Origin of the sequence: Bacillus paranthracis (assembly GCF_001883995.1) — a bacterium.
Taxonomy (GTDB): domain Bacteria; phylum Bacillota; class Bacilli; order Bacillales; family Bacillaceae_G; genus Bacillus_A; species Bacillus_A paranthracis.
In genome coordinates this window covers 1-20612 of the sequence record NZ_MACE01000061.1, presented here as the reverse complement: position 1 = coordinate 20612, position 20612 = coordinate 1, and the positions used below count along the sequence as shown (strand labels likewise).

Genomic DNA, 20612 nt, shown 5'->3' with positions numbered 1-20612 from the left:
GTGTATATGTCATATGAGAGTGAAAATTATCCAAAAGGATTAAACCTGGATGATTTTATATCTGTTGGAGCGTTTGATTCTAACCTTGTAGGACCTACATTGCCACCAATCCCACCATTTACATTACCGACTGGAGCTACTGGTTCTACTGGGCCTACCGGAGACACTGATCCTACGGGAGTTACGGACCTACAGGACCTACAGGACCTACAGGTTCTACTGGAGCTCCCGGCGCTACAGCAACAACTTCTACAAAGGCTATCCTTTTTGGTGGTACTAATGCTGGATTTCAGCGCACAGCAGGATCACCTGGTGCAGATTCACAAACGCTCCCTTATGTAACAGCAGGAGCTGGTAGTATTGTTGGTTTTTCAGCTTCTATTAATGTAAATAACTTAGGTATAGGTGTATATCTACCACAAGTATGTGATAATGTACCTATTAATCTAGCTTCACCAGGGGTTGGTCAAATAGTATCTACACTTACCCTTACAGCCAATATTACTGGAACAATAGTATTTTTAATCAAACCAACTGATATTGGAGCACAGCCTGTAAAAGTATTTAATCCAAATCCAGTAGTTGCACCTGCAACAGTTACATGGACTAGTACGATACCTGGTAATCCAGTTGCAAGAACGGATGCTATATCACTTTTTATTACTCCGGGGATTACTCAAAGTGCTGTATACTCTGTATTTATATCTACTTCAATCTAAAAAAGTTACTATTTTAAATGTACAATTATTATAGTTGAAAAAATGAAAATACTGATGAACTTAACAAAAAAATAATCCTAAGAGCATATTTAGAATAATAGGAAGGAGTCCAAATAATATTGGACTCTTTTTTCGTCAATTAACTTATGGAACCAATCTAATAAGCTCTCATAAAGCACTATCTAGATTTTGTTTTTCTGTAGTAATTGCTAAATCTAATTATTATCATAGAAGTCATTTGGGGATCTTAAATTGAAATTGTTACACACTTTTTGCATCCGATAATAAATTATATGCAAAGGGGAATGAGGAGTGATTTAATAACATTTTTTATCAATTAGGTCTTGATAATTTTAATCGAATACCTTTTTAGTGTAATGTAATAAAAAATAATATATAAGGGTAAAACAGAATTATAAAAAATTACCACCATAAAATAGGGTGTAAGCTGGATTTTTAAAAAATAATCCTTTGCACGACATGTTTCCTTATAGGTGTGTAAAACACGAAATAGGAGGGTTATCAATTTGATAACAACAACTGATTGACTGAAAGTAGGAATGAAAACCGTCAGGTTGAGCTTAAAATACTTAGCTGATACTCCTACATGCAAGGCGTGATAGTAGTCACAAATTGTATGTAGCTAGGTGAAGTCGGCTGAACAAAACCTAAGTGAGAAATCATATGGTAATAGGTAGGTCGGAATGCTACAAAATATCTAGGATGAGAATGTCCAAATGGACTGGCGAACTTGCGAATACACATTTCTAAACGCTTAATGCATTAGAAATGTGTATGTCGTTAATGACGACGTTATCTACCGAAAAGTAAGAGTGAATAGTATGAAAATTGGAACATCTAACGATGAGGATGTAAAGATAATGGGCTTAAAGTAAGCACCTAAGGATATATGTATAGCTAAGTCAACTGGAATGTGATAAGCCAGAAACTGTCACTATCGCCTACTAGCAGGTAGGTGCATATAAGGTCCTAACGAACCGAAATTGCTTTATTTTGTGAAGGTGGGGGACACAGTACCGACGAACCATGTAACAAATGTGGAAGGATATTCCCTAGTCTTGTTCTTTGAAAACTAAAGCAACTAGATGTAACTCACAGGATCGAGTAAGATGATGGGACTTTTCGTAAGAAAGTGGAATTAATACATCGGTGAGTGCAACATTGTTTGTAATCTAGTTGCTTTAGTATAAAAGAATAAGATGGGATACTGTATACGATGAAAGTTGCGCGTATAGTGTTAAGTGGGAGAAAAGATGGAGATAACTTCAAAGTCTTACCTATCACCAATACAAATGTGAACACAATTTAATGGTGTTCACATTTGTATTGGTGCTCTTATGAGAGCTTAATAAAACCGGTGTGTTTAATTTTTAGTGTATGTAATCCCCTCAAAAAATGATTATTAAATAAAAAGCACACGCACATAAAATTATGCCCTTTAAAATTGGATTTCTATGAATAGAAAATCACTATTCAATAATATATCCATATGTTTTTTAAGTATACGTGTCAAAACTAGCAGAAATGTTATTTTAAATGAGAAAGTCTCTTATTTAAGTAAGGGACTACCAAAAAGAATGACGTATTTCAAATATAAGTTATAATACGATGCGTCTCTAATGCTCTAAATATGGAACGGAAATATCTTTGTTTAAGTAGAAAAGTCCCAGAAGAATAGGAATTCTTTGAGGTTGATACAAAAAATGCTTTTTATTTTAATGTATTGAAATTTATATATTTGTGACATAAATGTGAACGAAAATGTAATTTGAGAAGTGGATTTGGGTATATAGTGTGGTTAATTTTATTTACTTTTAATATATTAGGATTAATGGATTGAATTCTTATCACTTTCTATCAACCAATTCATAAATTATTAATAGTTTGATAGAATATAAATGTTAACTAGAGGGGGAGTATATGTCAATGTGGAAAAGGCGAAAAAAGCAGCTAGAGCATATTTTAAAGAGGATAGAAGATAATAGGCGACTTGTTAGTATGAATTTACCAAGGAATACAATTGTAGAAAAACAAGTTACGATGATTGATTTGACAATAGATGATTTAGCAATTCTTCGAACGTTTCAGCCGTATATAGAAAAACATTTACACGAAATTGTCGAAACATTCTATGAAAGTTTAGTGTACGAACCGTCACTTATTCAAATTATTAAAGAGCATAGTAATATTAATCGATTAAAGGGGACACTCTCACGCCACATTCAAGAAATGTTTAGTGGTAAAATTGACGAAGGTTTTATTCAAAAAAGGAATGTAATTGCTCATGTACACGTGCGAATTGGTTTAGAGAGAACGTGGTATATGTGTGCGTTGCAAAATTTACTAAAATCATTTATTCAAATTATTAATAAACATACATATTTAAAAGAGGAATATCATCAACTTGTAACAGCTACTACAAAACTTGTTAGCTTAGAACAACAACTCGTCTTGGAAGCATATGAACAAGAACAAGGGAGACAACGGGAGGAAGAAGTGAAGAAAAAAGGTTTTTTACGCCAACAAGTAAGTAAGAGTATTGATGAGTTAGCTGTGATTAGTGAGCAGGCCAGCTGTTCTTTACAAGGAATTTCAACACAAGCTACAGAAATAACAGAATTAACTAAAGCGGGATTAGCTATTGCAGAAATGGCAGAATTGAAATCGAGTGAAGGAAATGGCAGATTAAATTCATTACAACAAATGATGCATACTACAAAACAGAGTATGTCGATGGTAAAACTAGAAGTGGTGGATTTAAAGGAGAAAGCAATCAAAATTAAGGAAATTGCCGTACTAGTAACGTCGATTGCAGAGCAAACAAATTTATTAGCACTTAATGCAGCTATTGAAGCAGCACGTGCGGGTGAGCGAGGTAAAGGATTTGCTGTCGTAGCCGGAGAAGTGAGGAAGTTAGCGGAGAGTACGAAGAAGGAAGTACAAGAAGTATTGGGATTAATTGATGGTATTAACCAAAAAGTATATAGCATTTCGGATTCTGTAATAAATACAAATGGATTAGTTGAACAAGGGGTAAAGGAAACAGATAAGACAAGTAGTTTTTTTGATGAAATTCTTACATCTATGCATCAATTAAAAGAGAAAAATCATCAAGTTAACAAAGATTTAGGAAAGCTAGGCTATGTTATTGGGGATATCTATGGTGCAGTCGATCAAATTGCGACGTCATCAGATCGCTTAGCTGAAGTAGCGAAAGGTATAACATAAAAAGATGAAGGCTGTGGAGAAAGTACGCCCCACAGTCTTGTTTTGCGTTTTAATCTTTTTTTATCTGTCAAAATTGTTAAAAGGAGAGATGCTTTATAGATAATAATTACCCGCATTAGTGTAATATATCGTTATCTAATAGTAAATTTTCTATACTGGGGTAGCGTCACATCGCTATCAAGCTAAGCTCATACAACGTCAATTATAGTAGAGGTTGTTTCTTTTTTCTAAAGGCTACGTGTAGGGAATTTAAAGATGTGCATGCGAAATAAATCCTATAAGATCACCGCTGCTAGGACCGTTGCATACTTTTTGATACGTCAAAAGTATTAGACAAAGGGAGAATAACCCTTATTAAGGGGTATTCAGTAGGGAAAGGGATATGGTGAAAAAAACGCGTATATAAGTGGCTTCATGAAAACTTACTTTTAATTAGTTTACATAACCTTTATTATAGGTAGTTCTATTTTTTAAAAAAATATCATCTCAAAAAGTTAAGTTATGACGTTTTATTGAGATGGTCTTGGAATTTTGTATTGTATCATTTATTAAATTAGTTAGTTAATTATTTGTTTTCTGTTGCAAATGGCATATTTGTTGCTATTTGTAATTTATCAGACGCTGCTGTATTAACATCTACATAAAAAATAATTGGATATTTCAAAATGAAGAGTATTCTTTGATTTTGAGACGAAACAAAGAAAAACAGACTTTTGATATCGTTATCCAACTGTAAACTTGCCCCTATTTGACAAGTTTCTTCTATTACTATTTCTCCTTAATCATTTGTTATTAATTGAAGAATAGCTCCATTATCTGTTCTTGTAGCTATATCTCCCTTTTCCTTTACTATATTCTATGAGAATCATCTAAGAGTTCGTTAAATCGGAATTTAACGAACAGTTGAGGAAATGTGAGTTAAACTCCCCTCCTATCTTAATGTACTGTACAAAGGCATGAAACTCTAAACTCTCATTTTTGGGACTAGCTTGGGCCAAGAAAATCCAAACTAAAGTTTTATAGATTTACAGAACTAAATACATGTGATCTTGTGTGAACGTATATGTTTAAATACTACGTTACTTTTATTTATAAAAAAGGCATCCTAAGATGCCTATCTATTCTGTAACAAATTTAAATACATAGTACATAAAAAATAGACAAGATAGATAGGCTAGCCTGCCAGCAACGGATTCTCTCATAAATTTCATAAGTATGACTTTGACAAGCAATGCTAAGAATAACGGTATAAATAGTACCATAGCAAGTTTGATCGCTATGTCATTCATTATTGGGTTAAATGGTTCGAAATTAATTATAATATTCACTTACCTTTCTCTTATCGTTCTATTTAAATAATAAAATTATACAAATAAACTCGCTAAAAAGATACCATAAGGTTCCTTCCTCCAACTGAACAATCTTAATTTTAACCGGTTCTTTTGCAAATATAAGACGCATTTCAGGGAACAATCAGGATTCCTACCGAAATTGTTCTTTTTTGTCATATGCATGGCTTCTACTCCTATATAATATTATCCTTTATAACAAAAAAGCACTGCTATGATTTCTAGGAGTATTGAAAATGTTCTATCGTACTAAATTCACTTTATAAATAGAACATATAATAAAAGACCTTGCTACACAAAATAGCAAGGTCTAGATATAGTAAAATAAGCACCTTAGAGATTTATAGGTGCTTTTATTTAAATTCATTTCCACAAAATAAAATGTAAAAAACTAAAAAAGCAAAAAGGACACTTTTTTAGTTTTTTAGCTTCCCAGCACAAATTTGAAAAAAGATTTCAAGCTATCCTTCACTATCTTTAAATTTTCCTCTTAAATTCTTCTCAAAGATAACCCTATTATCTTCCATCTTATTATAAGTTTGAAATAAAGCTTCTCTTTTCTTTTTTCTTACCCTTGGTTCTGGAGGATAACATGACGGACATTTTGCAGCCCCTTCATGTCTAGCTTTGACCATTGCTTTATATTCATGTCCACACTTACCACAAATCCACCATGCTCTTTCGTTACATCTGGTAGATGTCTCCTCTGGTGTTGTTACACCATATACTTCTTTATTCTTTGTAGGATGCCATTCTTTTGCTATTTCTGGGTTATGAAGAGCAATTGACTGTTGATACTTTTCACAAGTTCTACATCCCTTACCATTTTTCACTCTTAAATTTATTTTTTCTCTCCACATATGACCTTCTTTACAAACCCACATTACTTCTTCATTTGAAGTATAAATTGCCTCATATGGATTTCGGAATTTCTGCCGATAACATGTGTCAAAGATACAAAACTCCTTTGCTATCTCTGGATACATTGTTGCTAATGAGTTGTCTTTGCAAACTTTCTTATTTGAACAGTATGGACACACAGTTTTATCATGAAGTCTACTTCTAACAGACTCCTTCCACTCATGACCCTTACCACATATCCACCATCTAACATTCCAATTCTCTTCATCAATCATCTCATTATCAGGTGTTACATCTGCATTTCTTTTGAAATTCCATTGCTTAGATAAATCTGGATCAATACATCTAAGTGATTTAGCTTCTATTTTATTAACATTGTTTAATTTATCTAGCTGCTGCTTTTTCTTCATACACTTTGGACAAAGCTCATCTTCAACTTTCAGCCTATCATTAGGAGTTGATCCCCAAACATGTCCCTCAGAGCACTCCCACCAAATATATTCGTAACTTCCATATGTAATATCTTCAGGATTCAAGTGACCATTCTTGATAGGATGCCATTCACTTAACAGCTTTTTAGAAAGACCTGTATTTATAAGTAAATTAATCATAGTATTCTCACCTCTACTTTTCTGATTCAATCCACCATTTGTCTGCGTTCAATTCTTCTGTAGTCATCTCATACTCATCTAATTTAACAATTTCATTTTCCCTATTAAAAAAGCAAGGCTTTACAAATATAGAAGCATTTCTATAACTATAACTTTCACCTTTATACGCTTCAATTTTAGAAATTTCTAGCTTATAAACATATAATGGATGTGAATATATTTGTCCAACTTTAAAAGTTTTATCACTATTGTTTTCCGAAGAAATCTCTTCAACTATCACTTTACTTGGAGTACCATGGAAATGACTATCCCACATTACGTTTCACCCTAACTTTAAATTTATTTAATTCTATTGTATCAGAATATTCACACGTGCAATTAGGAAAAAGGTATAATTTTATCATTATTTTCATCTATTATAATAAAATAAGTTAAAGATATTACTGGCTAAGTAGTTTAGAGTTTTTTGTCCTATGTTCAAAAGTTTTAGACTTTCATGTCCTGTTATTAAGACATGAAAGTACCTACAAAATTTATAATAATGGCTATTTATCAAAGATTCTTTATAAGTTTTTAGTTTAGAGTTTCATTTTTGAAACTTGATTGGATAAGAAAATCAAGTTCCAAAATTTTATTGATATACAGAACTAAATACATGTAATCTTGTGTGAACGTATAGGCTTAAATACTACATTACTGTTATTTATAAAGAAAAGACATCCTAAGATGTCTTTCTACTCTGTAACAAATTTAAATACATAGTACATAAAAAATAGACAAGATAGATATGCTAGTCTGCCAGCAATCGATTCTCTCATAAATTTCATAAGTATGACTTTGATAAGCAAGGCTAAGAATAACGGTATAAAAAGTACCATAGTAAGTTTGATCGCTATGTCATTTATTGTTGGATTAAATGGTTCAAAATCAATTATAATATTTACTTACCTTTATGCAACTTCTTATTTATATAGTTTAATATAAATAAACTCGCTAAAATGATACCATAAAGTTCCTTTCTCTAACTGAACCACCTTAATTTTAACCGGTTCTGGTGCAAATATGCATGGCTTCTACTCCTATATGATATTACCCTTATATAACCAAAAAAAGCAACGCTATGGACGCTTTAGCCTACATATTCTTCAACTTTACTAAAGATACCATTAATAGATGGAGGGGTATAATTATAATCGTTATCAGTGAACATTAAAAAAGATGATTCCGATTGAATATCGGAATCATCTTTTCAGGGCTTGATTTTTCAGTTTTTTTTTATTAAACTGTCCATTTTAAAGGGTACATTTCAGTTGACTCCGCACCTTTTTAAAAATAATTTATATGAATGTAAATCGCCTTTAACACCACAGTAAAATCTATAATATCAATGTTACATCTTACTACTTTGTATCCCATTTTTCTAAATGGAAGTAGAACAATACCCCATCTTTTGTATTAGTTACACCGTACTTTACATTATGTAAATCTAATATATTTTTTACAATTGAAAGTCCAAGACCCGTTCCACCATATACTCTTTTTCTTGATTTATCCACTCTATAGAATTGATCCCATATTTTATCTATGTTTTCTTCTGCTATATGTGCCCCTTTATTTTCAAACCCTATATATACGTCATGTTGTTTCTCGTTTACATCTATCACAATGGTTCGATTCGCATCTGTATAGCGAATCGCGTTGGTAAACAAGTTTGTTATGACCTGTTCTAACAGATGTGTTTTACCTTTAACACAAACATTATCTATATTTAATTTGATGTGTAGTGATTTTTCTTTAATTTGAACTTGTAAATCTTTTGCTGCCTTTTGAATTAAATTCCCTATATTAACCTGCTCCATCTGTATTTGGTACGTTCCGGATTCATATTTAGCCAAATTCAACATTTCATCTATTAACACATTCATTTTCTCTATTTCTTTTTCTAATGCTTCCCAATAATATTGATTCATTTCAGGCGCGATTCCATCTTGCAGCATAGATGCAGATATTTGCATGACACTGAGTGGCGTTTTTAATTCATGCGAAACGCCTGCAATGAAATCTTTTCGTGTCTGTTCTAATTTTTTCTCTTTTTCTAAGTCTGTTTTTAACTGATTGATATATCCTTCCATTCTTTCTGAGAGTTGATTAATATTAGAGGAAAGCTCACCAATTTCATTTTTTGATTTGATAGAAAGCTTATCTTGAAATTGAAATTTCATTATTTTTTTCGTTGCTTCATTAATTTTTAGTAATGGTTTGGTAATAATTCTTGAATAATATAAACATACAACCAGCGATAGAATCAGCACAAATGCTATAATATATATATAATAATCACTCATTACATCTGTCACTTTTGTAATCGGTTGTAACGAAGACAATGTATAAATGAATTCATTTACTTGTCCATTTTGCATGAGTGGTTTTATCGTTTCTAGATACTTGATTCCATCTATACTGATTTCATTCTGAACCCATTCGTCTCCTTGTAATTTCACTTTATCTCTGTTACAATTCCCTCTAAGAAATAATATTTCTCACTTTCTTCTTTTGAAAAAACCTTCATACCATTTTTAGCACCAGACATCATATATTTATCAATCTGATAATAAGTAGGTGCAACAAAATTTCCATCATAACCTTTTATTCTCAATGTTGTAGGAATCACTATGTCTTTATTCGATCTTTTACTTACTGTATCCATGATAGCTAGTTTAGTCGTTTTATTGAGTAAACTTGTAATTAATATACTGAAATTAGGATCCATATCTTTCTTTGCATTGATTAAATTATTAAACACAACCTTAGAGGATCGACTCGAATCATTTTTATCAACTGTTTTTATATAATAATCTCCTGATGGTAATTTCTTGATATTGGCTTCTTTATCGAGCCTAGCAATCATAATACCCTGCTGATTAGCATACGAGAGTTCCTTCCTCTGGAGTGTATTTTCATCCTGTTTATGAGCTTCATAAAATGTATAGTACCGTTGTAATTGCTTCTGAACATTTTCTTTTTCTTTATCTATATATAAGTATTTCATCACATACATTTGTCCGAAAAAGATAGCTGCGATAATCATGCAACATAGTAAAAAGGTAAGAGAAAATAACTGAAACACAATCTTCTTTCTCATCATTTTTCTACCTCAAATTTATAACCCGTACGAACAACTGTAATAATGTGTTTTGCTTTCTCACCAAGTTTTAATCGTACATTACGCATATGTGCAGTTAGTGTTTTATCATCTCCATCATAATCGTATCCCCAAATATTTGTGATTAACTGCTCTCTTGTTAGTACTTGTTCCTTGTGTTGCATTAAAGAGTGTAAAATTTCATATTCTGTATGTGTAAAATCTATTTTTTGTCCATCTATTGAAACAGAACGTGCTGATTTATCTAAGCGAATACCACATAAATTAATACAGTCCTGATATTGTACTTGTTGATTTGTATCTTTGAACAAACGTTTTGCTCTCGCTAATAAAATAGACGGTTTAAATGGTTTTGTTACATAATCGTCTGCCCCAAGTTCAAATCCAAGTAACGTATCATCTTCATCACTTCGTGCCGTTAATAGGATAATAGGAACATTAGAATTCTTTCGAATACGTCTACACACTGACCATCCATCCATTAATGGGAGCATAATATCCAAAATAACTAAACTGATATTATGCTCTTGTTCAGCAAACAAATCTAGCCCAATTTGACCATCTTCCGCTGTAATTACTTCATATCCATCATGCGAGAAATAATGGGCTACAGTCTCTCGGATAATCTGTTCATCTTCAACTATTAAAACCTTTTTCATCTCTATTCTCATCCAATCTACGTTCGTTTTACATTGAAACTGTCATCGCTTGTCTTCCCATTTGAATCCAGGCTTGTTCAAAACTATTCCGATCAATTGCTCTGTGTTTGTCCTTCTTTAGTGGATCGTTAATATATACATATTGTTCATCATAATCGGTCACAACGACACTATGCTGGTGATATGTTACTTTCATTTCTCCTGCATCTGTACGCCATGTATAAAATTCATCATTAGGTAACCGTTTAAAACGGGCATTTGTTAATACCCATACAGGTTGCCCTCTGTCTATCGCCTCATATATTTGCTGAGGTTCTTTGTGACTTAGATCCTTCACTTTCTCTTCTGAAACATACTCCTTTGCCAATTCTAAAATCGGCTCTACATAAACACCTAGTCCAGGTTTATCAAATGTAGCTATATCCCCAATAAACCCTTTGTGCATATTCCCCTTTATACCCTTTCCCTGAAATGGTACAGACTTTATCTTTGCAGCGAGTTCCATCTTATCGACTTGTACACCTGAAAATTGCAACACCATAGCAAGGCTCGTTACTTCACAACCTCTCATCAATTCTGGTTTTTGTAGAATCAGCGGCACATCCAATGGCCTTACTATCACTTTTTCTTGCTCTATGGGCCTATTTTCTTTTTCAAGTACCTTTTCTGATTCTACTGATTCATTTCTCATATATTCTACTTCTGATTTTGCATTCTCCTCTTGTGGTATTGCAGGTTGTATTTTAGTAAATATAGGAATATCACCATGTGACATACCAATGTTTGTATTTAATACTGATAGTGTAAATACAAACAGGGTTGTTTTTCTAAATGGATTCATCATTATCTCTCCTCGATGCTTTATAAGGAGAGTGTAATTTATTTATATTTAGATAAAATCATATTTATAGAAAGACAAAGTAAAATTCATATCAAGATTATATAAAGATAATTGCTTTACGTATTAATCTTATGTGCTACAAATATTGCTTTCAACAAGCAATATTTAACTTCTTTAAGTTCACGTTCTAATTTTTCGTACTTTGCAAAAAGTCCTCGAATTCTTTTCATTAAAGTATAATCTTCGAGATTTTAGGTATGTGGTTTGATTATTATTTACAAATCCTATTGCTATATGGTAATTACTATTTATCAACAATTATTTGTGAGATTTTAGTTTAGACTTTTATGTCTTTCTACACTTGTACATGGACATAAAATAGATACTTTTTAGAAGAGAAAGTATCCATTTTCATGAATATCTTTTGTTATTTATGTAGAATTAAATTTTAGTTGAATTTCACATTTAATTAGGTTTTACTATTTAGTTTTGTTTCAAATGCAGTTAAATTAGTTGAAGCCTTACTAAAATTTGGTTCAGAAAGTTGTTTAGGTCTTCGTACTTCTGTCTTCTATTGGAGCTACACCTTGTATCTCTTGTAATATAGAATTTGCTACATTTTCTCTATAAAATTCTTCAACTATATTTTTCAAATAAATACAATTTCTTTATTCCTTGAATAAAATCAATAACTCGGCATACAATACCTCTGCATCGAGCAGTTAGACTGGGCTAACTGCTCTTTTATTGAATAAATTTTTAGGGCATGTTAACAATATAGGTAATCCAAGTTTGAATACGAATAAACATTGTATTCATAGTATTTACTAGAGCAGTTAGTTTTTTCTAGCTGCCTTTTTGAGTTTTTCCGAATAAAATTCTAAATTATGTGTTCACGAGTAATAATGGTAGATAAAGAAATAGGAATTCATCATTTATTTAGTTGAGTGGATATGCAGGGGAATTTACTCCGTTATTGGATAAGGACGGAAAGTCAATGGTAAAACTATATATTCGAATAAAACAATTTATATTATTCAACTATATGGTAGCTTTAGTTTCACAAGGAAATAAACAACTTTATTATCTGTTTTGATTTCAGAAGTAAAGCTGAACTTAACTTTTTTAAAAGGAGATACTACAATTTAAGCAGTGCCTCCTTTACGTTTTTATAAGTGAGTTTTAATGACCTTATTGTTTCTATTCATTATGTCCAATGCTATAGATGGGCTGATGCAGCTTGAATTCACAGTGACTTCTTTAATTTTGTTTTTCCTTTTCTTCTAGGAATGAGCAGTTAGTTTTCTGCTGAATGCTCTTTTATATTAACTTGTTTGTCATCATATATTACGGATATGTAGCTATTAACTCATAGGGTCTTCTTTTAAAGAGCACTTGTACCTAGTGCTCTTTTTAGTTTCCTTATTTAGCTCACTTTTAATTTTACATAATATTTTTAATTCCGTTTATACTATAGTTGTAACTTTAAGTTACAACGTATTGTGGGTATCGTTATTGTTGGACAATAAAGCAGTTAGTTCATTGAGCTAGCTGCTTTATTATTTAAATAATAACAACATTAAACCTCTCCCTATAAATTGTTATTCATAACATCATTAGTTACTATATTTTAGTTTTATTTCCCACTTTTCCAGCATATTCTTTAAGAAGGGTGTTTAGCTAAAAAAGTTACCTCCTTATCGATGAGCACTCACTTATGTAGTGCTCCTTTTCATGCTGTACAATTCTGTTTTACTTGTATAATTATATATAGTTTCTTTTTTGAACCTCCCACATTCTTTTTTACAAGTTGCAATGAAACAGTTAGCTTTTTTCTAACTATCCTGTTTTTATTTTTCACTTTTTAGTTAAACGTACATATATTAACTTTGAACAATGGCCAATAGGATACTTAACCTACCTCTCTAAGAGCACATTTATATCTGTGCTCTTTTTTGAGTCACTTTAAAATAACGATTTTGTTTAGTTATCATTTGATTAATCATATTTAAAATTTTTTAACATATCTTAATTTTAATCAGGAATTACACTACCCCCCAGTAGATCTGTAGTTCCTGTAATTGAGCCTATAACTCTGATTAGAACCTGTTATAAACAACAGGTTCTATTTATGGTCATTCTTCATCCCCATCGTTGCGATAGGTAAGACTTTGAAGTTATCTCCATCTTTTGCGCCACTTAACACTGTACGTGCGAAATTCACTACATTCAAACACCTCTAGGCTACATTAAGCAATACAAACTTTATTAATGTATTCATTTCTAGCTTGAAGATAAAAAAATTCATGATTCCACATATTTATATTCTCTATCCATTTTGGATGCTTTAAAAATGGATACTTATTTTATACATATTTTACTTGTATGATTTTAATCAAAATGTGAGGTGGTCGTTTATGATAAAAGGCTATGCAGCATTGCTTATTATAGATGTACAAGTGGGTTCATTTAAAGAAGAAAGAATGCTATATAAAGGAATTGAATTATTAAAAAACATTCAATTGTTAATCCATAAAGCTCGTACTGTCCAAGCGCCTATTTTTTACATGAAGTTTAATGGGAAAACAGGATCTTTATTAGAGCATGGAAATCCGGAATGGGCAATTCATGAATCTGTAGCTCCACTATCTGAAGATATCGTTCTTGAAAAAAACCACCCTGATTCATTTCATGAAACAAGTCTTCAACAAGAATTGAATAAAAGGGACATCGAACACATTGTGATTACAGGCGTTCAGTCTGAAATATGTATAGATGCGACGTGTCGACGTGCATATAGCTTAGGGTATGATGTTACTCTTGTTGAAGATGGGCATAGTACATATGACACTACATTATTATCGGCATCCCAAATTATTAAGCATCATAACGATATAATAGGTGAATGGTTTGCTGATTTGAAAAAAGCTCAGATAATTGAATTTTAATTAATCTTGAATAGGTTTTTCTTGATAGATATAGTACGAATCATTTAAATTTAGCTAAGGTATTAATCCTGTTTCCTATTATTAAATATATGTTTTACTGTATGCGATAATGTAATAATTATATTCTAATAATTAAATGCCCCTTTTAGGGCTACAGACACACCGTTATTAAGTAACAAAAAGCTTATTTTTTTTATTTTGGGGTAATTCTAAATTCTTAAGTTGATGGGCATGTGGTGCTATCCAAAAGTCAAAATAAACAAAATAGAGGAACAAATGCAGTTTTATAAATCAATGTTTGTGTCCCTGGAGTTTCCTTTAATGTTAATATTAACTGATTTAAAAATAGTCCTTGTTACTATTAAATTCCTTCCAATGATTAAGGAAGGAATTTATAGTTCAATTATACATGTTCCTTTTGATTGTTTATATGCATATCGTATTTTGACCAAAACTATATGCAAATGAGGTGAAAAAATGCCCATTACGAATCGATTTTCTACCACTACTAACGGGGCACTTGCGATTACAGGGAACACACTAGGTTTAAGTAAAATTAGTAACCAAAACCGTGCTGGTACAATCGGGGCAATTGGTGCATTCGTAACTACGAATACCGCTTTACAAGTACCTACTTTTCCTGCTGGTACAACGTTAAACTATACACAAAATAGTTCTACCGCTGTATTAAATATCCCTGCTGGTAGTACGATTCTTTACGCAGAACTCGTTTGGGGTGGAAACTATTTATCTCGTGATCAAAACATTACGAGTGTATTAGGAAACCCTGTTTCTTTTACAACACCTGTTTCAACATACTCAATTAACCCTTCGGCTGTTACAGCTTCAAATCAAACTTTCGTTTCTGGATCTGTCACATTTGGATTCTATACACGATCTGCAGATGTAACATCTCTCGTTCAAGCTGCTGGATCTGGCTCTTATACAACTGGCTCTGTCCCTGGACTTGTTGATCCTTTAGATGCTTCTAATGGGGCTATCAATTCTTCTGGATGGACGCTCATTGTCGCTTATCAAAATGGGACATTGCCAGCAAGAAACTTAACCATTTATGTAGCGGGTAACCGTGTTTCTGCTGATACCGGTAGTGCAGATGTAGCTGTTTCAGGATTTTTAACACCTTCAGGGGGACCTGTAAGCGGACGATTATTTTTGAGTTCTACCGAAGGGGATGCTGATTTAATTGGGGATCAGGCTCTATTCGGACCAAATTTCAGTTCATTAAACGCTTTATCCGGACCAAATAATGCCATAAATAATTTCTTCGGTTCCCAAATTAATAATGCTGCAGGAAACTTAGATACAACAGGGACATTTGGAACGCGAAATCAAAGTGCTTCTTCAGGTACAAACATCTCTGCAGGAAGACAAGGCTGGGACATTACTTCCATTGATATTTCTCCCTATTTAACAAATTCTCAAGTATCTGCCGCAATCCGTTTAACAACTAACGGAGATGCATACATGTTAAATACAGTCGGCTTACAAATTAATATAAACTCACCTAATATACAAGCAACGAAAAGCGTGAATAAAAGTGTAGCTACAATTGGAGACATTCTCACTTATACAGTTACTATCCCTAATACCGGACTTCTTCCCGCCAATAACGTTATTTTGACAGACATTCTCCCTAATGGGACTTCCTTTATACCTGGCACTGTAACGGTAGATAACATACCACAAACAAATGCAAATCCTGCCGCTGGTATATCTCTTGGAACAATTAATAATGGTGCTTCTCGTACAGTAACTTTCCAAGCGACTGTCGTTTCTCTGCCAAATCCAAATCCGATTTCTAACACTGCTAATATTACATTTCAATATACACCAATCGCCGGTGGAACGACCTTTAACGGTCTTGCAACAAGCAACTCTGCTGGAACACAAGTTAACCTCGCAGATATTAATGGCACAAAATCAGTTAATAAACTTTTTACCGATATTGGTGAAACGCTAACTTACAGTATTGCCTTAGCTAATATAGGAAATATCTCTGCAACAAATGTTATATATACGGACCTGATTCCTAGCGGGACTACTTTCATTCCAGGGAGCGTAACTGTGAACGGAGTTATCCAAGCTGGCGCAAATCCCGCTACTGGTATATCAATTGGATCTATTGCTGCTAATTCTACGACTACGGTTTCATTTCAAGTATTCGTTCCTTCTATCCCGCAAACAAATCCAATATTAAATAGTGGTACAACAACTTATCAATACATTCCTGTGCCAAATCAACCGGCAGTAAGCGGGACTGATACGACGAATATTGTCTCCACTCAAGTGAATAATGCTACTGTAACAATGACGAAAGCAGTAGATAAAAATTTTGCAGATATTGGTGATACACTAACGTACACCGTTTCCTTTACAGGTACAGGTAATACGAATGCGAACAATGTTATTTTTACAGATGTCATTCCTACTGGAACAACTTTTGTTGTAAACAGTTTAACAATTGATGGCACGACACAAGTGGGCGCAAATCCCGCTAACGGTGTGAACATTGGATCCATCCCAACTGGTACAACAAAAAATGTTTCATTTCAAGTAGTAGTAAATACAATACCCGCGTCAAACGTCGTATCTAATGGATCAAGCGCTTCTTATCAATATACCGTCAACCCTAGCCAATCACCAGTTACAAAAAACATTTCTTCTAATCTCGTTTCCACTCAAATTAATAATGCGAATGTAACATTAACAAAATCAACTAACAAACAATTTGCCACAATTGGCGAAACGATAAGTTATACAATCCTTATTACAAACAGTGGAAATACAGCTGCAACTAACGTACAGCTAACAGATTCACTTCCAAATGGAACGATATTAACACCAGGTTCGGTAACACTCAACGGTGTTTTACAAAATGTAGATTCTCTCGTTTCCGTACCTATTGGTACAATACCCGGAGGAGCTACTTTCACCTTATCCTTTCAAGTAACAGTCATCAATATTACGACCCAAAATCCTATCATTAATAACGCCTTCGCTTCTTATCTATATACTGTAAATCCAAGTTTGCCACCGACTTCAAAAACAGCAAATTCTAATTCTGTTACATCAACAATTAGACTAGCAAATCTCCATGCTAATAAATCTGTAGATAAAACGTTTGCGGAAGTTGGTGATGTATTAACTTACACCTTTGCCCTTACTAACGATGGAAATGTTGCAGCGAACAATGTATTACTATCTGATTCAATTGCGAATGGAACCGCTTTTGTCCCAAACAGCGTTATAGTTAACAGTGTTACTCAGCCAGGCGTTACACCAGCTAGCATCAATATTGGTAGCATCAATGCTAATACTACAATTACAGCTTCATTCCAACTAGTAATAACTAGCATTCCAAATCCAAACCCTATTTCAAATAGCGCTTCCATCTCCTATAACTTTATCGTTGATCCAAACACTTCACCTGTAAGTAAGAACACTACTTCAACCACTACATTTACTCAAGTAAACGATGCAAATGTCATTTCAGCCAAAACAGTGGATCGAGCGTTCGCTACCGTAGGGGATATATTAACTTATACTGTTACTTTGACGAATGCAGGAAGTGTTTCTGCTGATAGCCCTACTTTCGTAGATACGAATCCAGACGGTACTACCTTTATTCCAAATACTTTTCTTATTAATGGTGTACTTCAAAATAACGCAGATCCAAATATAGGTGTTCCACTACCTTCCATTGCTGCTAATGGCTCACTTAATGTCTCTTATCAAGTAACCGTCACCTCTTTACCAGCACAAAACCCAACATTAAATTCATCTAGTACACAGTATAGCTTTATTCTAAATCCGGGCGATCCACCAACTATAGAAACATCTTTGAGTAATACTGTAAGTACACAAATCAACTTAGCAAATGTAGTGATTGTCAAACAGGTAGATGTAACAATTGCAGATGTTGGGCAACCGATCACATATACCATTGCTTTAGCTAACACTGGAAATACTCCAGCAAATAATGTAGTCGTTACTGATATACTACCTCCTGGTACGACTCTCGTACCAAATAGTATTTTTATAGGCGGTGCTTTACAGCTAGGTGCAGATCCAAGTGCCGGCCTTCAAGTTGGTACGATTCCAGCTGGTGGCATTACAACAATTGTTTTCCAAATTAGTGCAAATAGTTTACCTTCACCAAATCCAGTTCAAAATAGCGCTGCACTTCAATATAGCTTTATCGCAGATCCAAGTTTACCTGCCGTTGTCAGAAACGCTACTAGCAATATAGTAACGACGCAAATTAATACTGCTAATATTGTTGCCACAAAACTAACAAGTACAAATTTCGCTGATGTTGGCGCTGTCATAACGTATGCAACAATTTTAACAAATAACGGCAATATCCCTGCTTCTAACGTAACGTTTACAGATATCATTCCAGCTGGTACCATCTTCCTTCCTAATACTGTAACGATTAACGGTGTCCCTATAGCAAATGCAAACCCTGCTACCGGCATTTCAATTGGTACGATAGGAGCGAGTTCATCACGCACCGTTGCATTCCAAGTTTTTGTACCAACTATCCCTGCTGTAAACCCAATTACCAATCAATCAGCCACAACATTCCAATATACGTATGATCCATCCAAACCAGCTGTGATGCAGATGGTTGCTTCTAACACTGTACAGACAACTATTAATAACGCCTCAATTGCCGCTACTAAATCGGCAGATAAACAGTTTGCTAACGTAAATGATATTATTACCTACACGACTACTTTAACGAATAACGGGAACACACTTGCATCAAATGTAATATTTACAGATGTCATTCCAAACGGGACATCGTTTATTCCTAATAGTGTTACTGTAAACGGGAATACACTCCCTAATGTCAATCCAGCGAGCGGAATTGCAATTGATCCAATAAATCCGAATGCAAATACGACAATCTCATTTCAAGTACAAGTAAATTCTATCCCGAACCCGAATCCAATCCCGAACCAAAGCAATACAACGTACCAGTATGTCGTAGATCCTAACTTACCGCCAGTATCCACCAATACGTTAAGTAACGTAATAACAATTCAAATTAATAACGCTACTATTGTCGCTACTAAGTCTGTGAATACACCGACAGCTGCAATTGGTGATATCGTTACCTATACGATTGCAGTAACAAATACAGGTAATATCCCTGCTAGTGCAACTGTTTTAACAGATGGGCTTGGCGCAGGAGCTTCATTTATCCAAAACTCCGTAACTATCAATAATGTTCCACAACCAGGATTAGATCCTTCACTTGGTGTTCACTTGGCAGATATTTCGCCAGGAGATACTATATTCATTACTTTTCAAGCACAAATTTTAGCGATACCACCTAGTGGGACATTAACAAATAATGCTCTTGTAAATTATGAATATACCGTGAATCCAAACCAATCACCCGCTGTTGGTAGTACAGTTACGAATACGACGGTTACGCCAATTATTGATGCAACTCTTTCTATAAATAAAACTGTCAATTCAACATTTGCTACTATTGGAGATACACTGACTTTCACTGCTATCATTACTAATTCCGGTAATACTACCGCAAACAATGTTATTTTTACAGATGTAATTCCAAATGGTACATCATTTATTCCAAACAGTTTTACGGTAAATGGAACAACTATTCCTAATGCAAATCCACAAAATGGTATCAATATTGGCAACTTGAATGCAAATGCATCTGCTACACTCAGTTTTCAAGTAAACATTACATCACTCCCAAATCCGAATCCAATCCCAAACCAATCATCGCTTCAATATAGCTTTATTGTAGGTATAAATGAACCGCCAGTTTCACGAACAGTTCAATCTAATAAAACTTTTACACAAGTAAATACTGCTTCCGTTATCGCAACAAAAACTGCAAGCAGTGCATTTGCTGCTGTTGGAGATACAATTACGTATACAACTACCCTCACCAATAGCGGAAATACTACCGCAAACACACCTGTTTTTATCGATATATTACCACCTGAACTTTCATTCGTTCCTGATAGCGTACAAATTAATACCATCCCACAACTTGGATTTAGACCAGATAGCGGGATTTCTTTAGACTCAATTCCAGTTGGAGGAACGACAACCATTAGCTTTCAAGCTATCGTTGGCTCAATACCAGTTACAAATCCAACTTTGAACCAGTCTAGCACGACATACTCGATCATTGTTGATCCTAC

General features: G+C 33.7%; 9 protein-coding genes and 3 pseudogenes. 5 read left to right on the top strand and 7 right to left on the bottom strand.

The features are described 5' to 3' along the window. The first annotated feature begins 6 nt into the window (after nucleotides 1-6). The 3 genes and pseudogenes from BAQ46_RS31455 (at nucleotide 7) to BAQ46_RS31730 (ending at nucleotide 3968) form a co-directional block, all read left to right on the top strand. Nucleotides 7-719 (top strand): annotated as a pseudogene (locus tag BAQ46_RS31455) (exosporium leader peptide-containing protein). Between the two features lie 1941 nt (nucleotides 720-2660). Next, nucleotides 2661-3203, top strand: a pseudogene (locus BAQ46_RS31735) (protoglobin domain-containing protein); the annotation flags it as partial. A 186-nt stretch (nucleotides 3204-3389) separates the two neighbouring features. After that, the gene (locus BAQ46_RS31730; RefSeq protein ID WP_370685186.1) at nucleotides 3390-3968 is read left to right on the top strand and encodes a methyl-accepting chemotaxis protein; all 579 of its coding nucleotides are present in this window, start codon (nucleotides 3390-3392) and stop codon (nucleotides 3966-3968) included. 565 nt (nucleotides 3969-4533) lie between these two features. Here the strand turns inward: BAQ46_RS31730 and BAQ46_RS30795 are convergent. From BAQ46_RS30795 to BAQ46_RS22975, 7 genes and pseudogenes are all read right to left on the bottom strand, one after another. After that, nucleotides 4534-4698, bottom strand: a complete 165-nt coding sequence (locus BAQ46_RS30795; protein WP_169823871.1) for a hypothetical protein — start codon at nucleotides 4696-4698, stop codon at nucleotides 4534-4536. 388 nt (nucleotides 4699-5086) lie between these two features. After that, a complete protein-coding gene (locus tag BAQ46_RS31160; protein ID WP_001021329.1) occupies nucleotides 5087-5296 on the bottom strand; it encodes a hypothetical protein in 210 nt (69 codons plus the stop codon). Nucleotides 5297-5778: 482 nt separating this feature from the next. After that, nucleotides 5779-6789 (bottom strand): zinc-ribbon domain-containing protein, encoded by a 1011-nt coding sequence (locus BAQ46_RS22995; protein WP_000609152.1) that lies wholly within the window; start codon nucleotides 6787-6789, stop codon nucleotides 5779-5781. A 13-nt stretch (nucleotides 6790-6802) separates the two neighbouring features. After that, nucleotides 6803-7105 (bottom strand): hypothetical protein, encoded by a 303-nt coding sequence (locus BAQ46_RS22990; protein ID WP_000263523.1) that lies wholly within the window; start codon nucleotides 7103-7105, stop codon nucleotides 6803-6805. A gap of 1084 nt (nucleotides 7106-8189) precedes the next feature. Beyond that, nucleotides 8190-9931, bottom strand: a pseudogene (locus tag BAQ46_RS22985) (sensor histidine kinase). Further along, nucleotides 9931-10611 carry a response regulator transcription factor gene (locus BAQ46_RS22980; RefSeq protein WP_000756751.1) on the bottom strand — a complete coding sequence of 227 codons (681 nt, stop codon included), beginning with the start codon at nucleotides 10609-10611 and terminating at the stop codon, nucleotides 9931-9933. The pseudogene BAQ46_RS22985 and the gene BAQ46_RS22980 overlap by 1 nt, the downstream one beginning before the upstream one ends. 28 nt (nucleotides 10612-10639) lie before the next feature. Further along, nucleotides 10640-11455 carry a C39 family peptidase gene (locus BAQ46_RS22975; RefSeq protein WP_071742862.1) on the bottom strand — a complete coding sequence of 272 codons (816 nt, stop codon included), beginning with the start codon at nucleotides 11453-11455 and terminating at the stop codon, nucleotides 10640-10642. Between the two features lie 2414 nt (nucleotides 11456-13869). Between BAQ46_RS22975 and BAQ46_RS22970 the strand changes: the two genes are divergently transcribed. After that, nucleotides 13870-14400 carry a cysteine hydrolase family protein gene (locus BAQ46_RS22970; protein WP_000589748.1) on the top strand — a complete coding sequence of 177 codons (531 nt, stop codon included), beginning with the start codon at nucleotides 13870-13872 and terminating at the stop codon, nucleotides 14398-14400. A gap of 477 nt (nucleotides 14401-14877) precedes the next feature. Further along, nucleotides 14878-20612, top strand: a 5735-nt coding sequence (locus BAQ46_RS22960) for a beta strand repeat-containing protein (RefSeq protein ID WP_116777261.1), incomplete at its 3' end; no start/stop codon positions are given.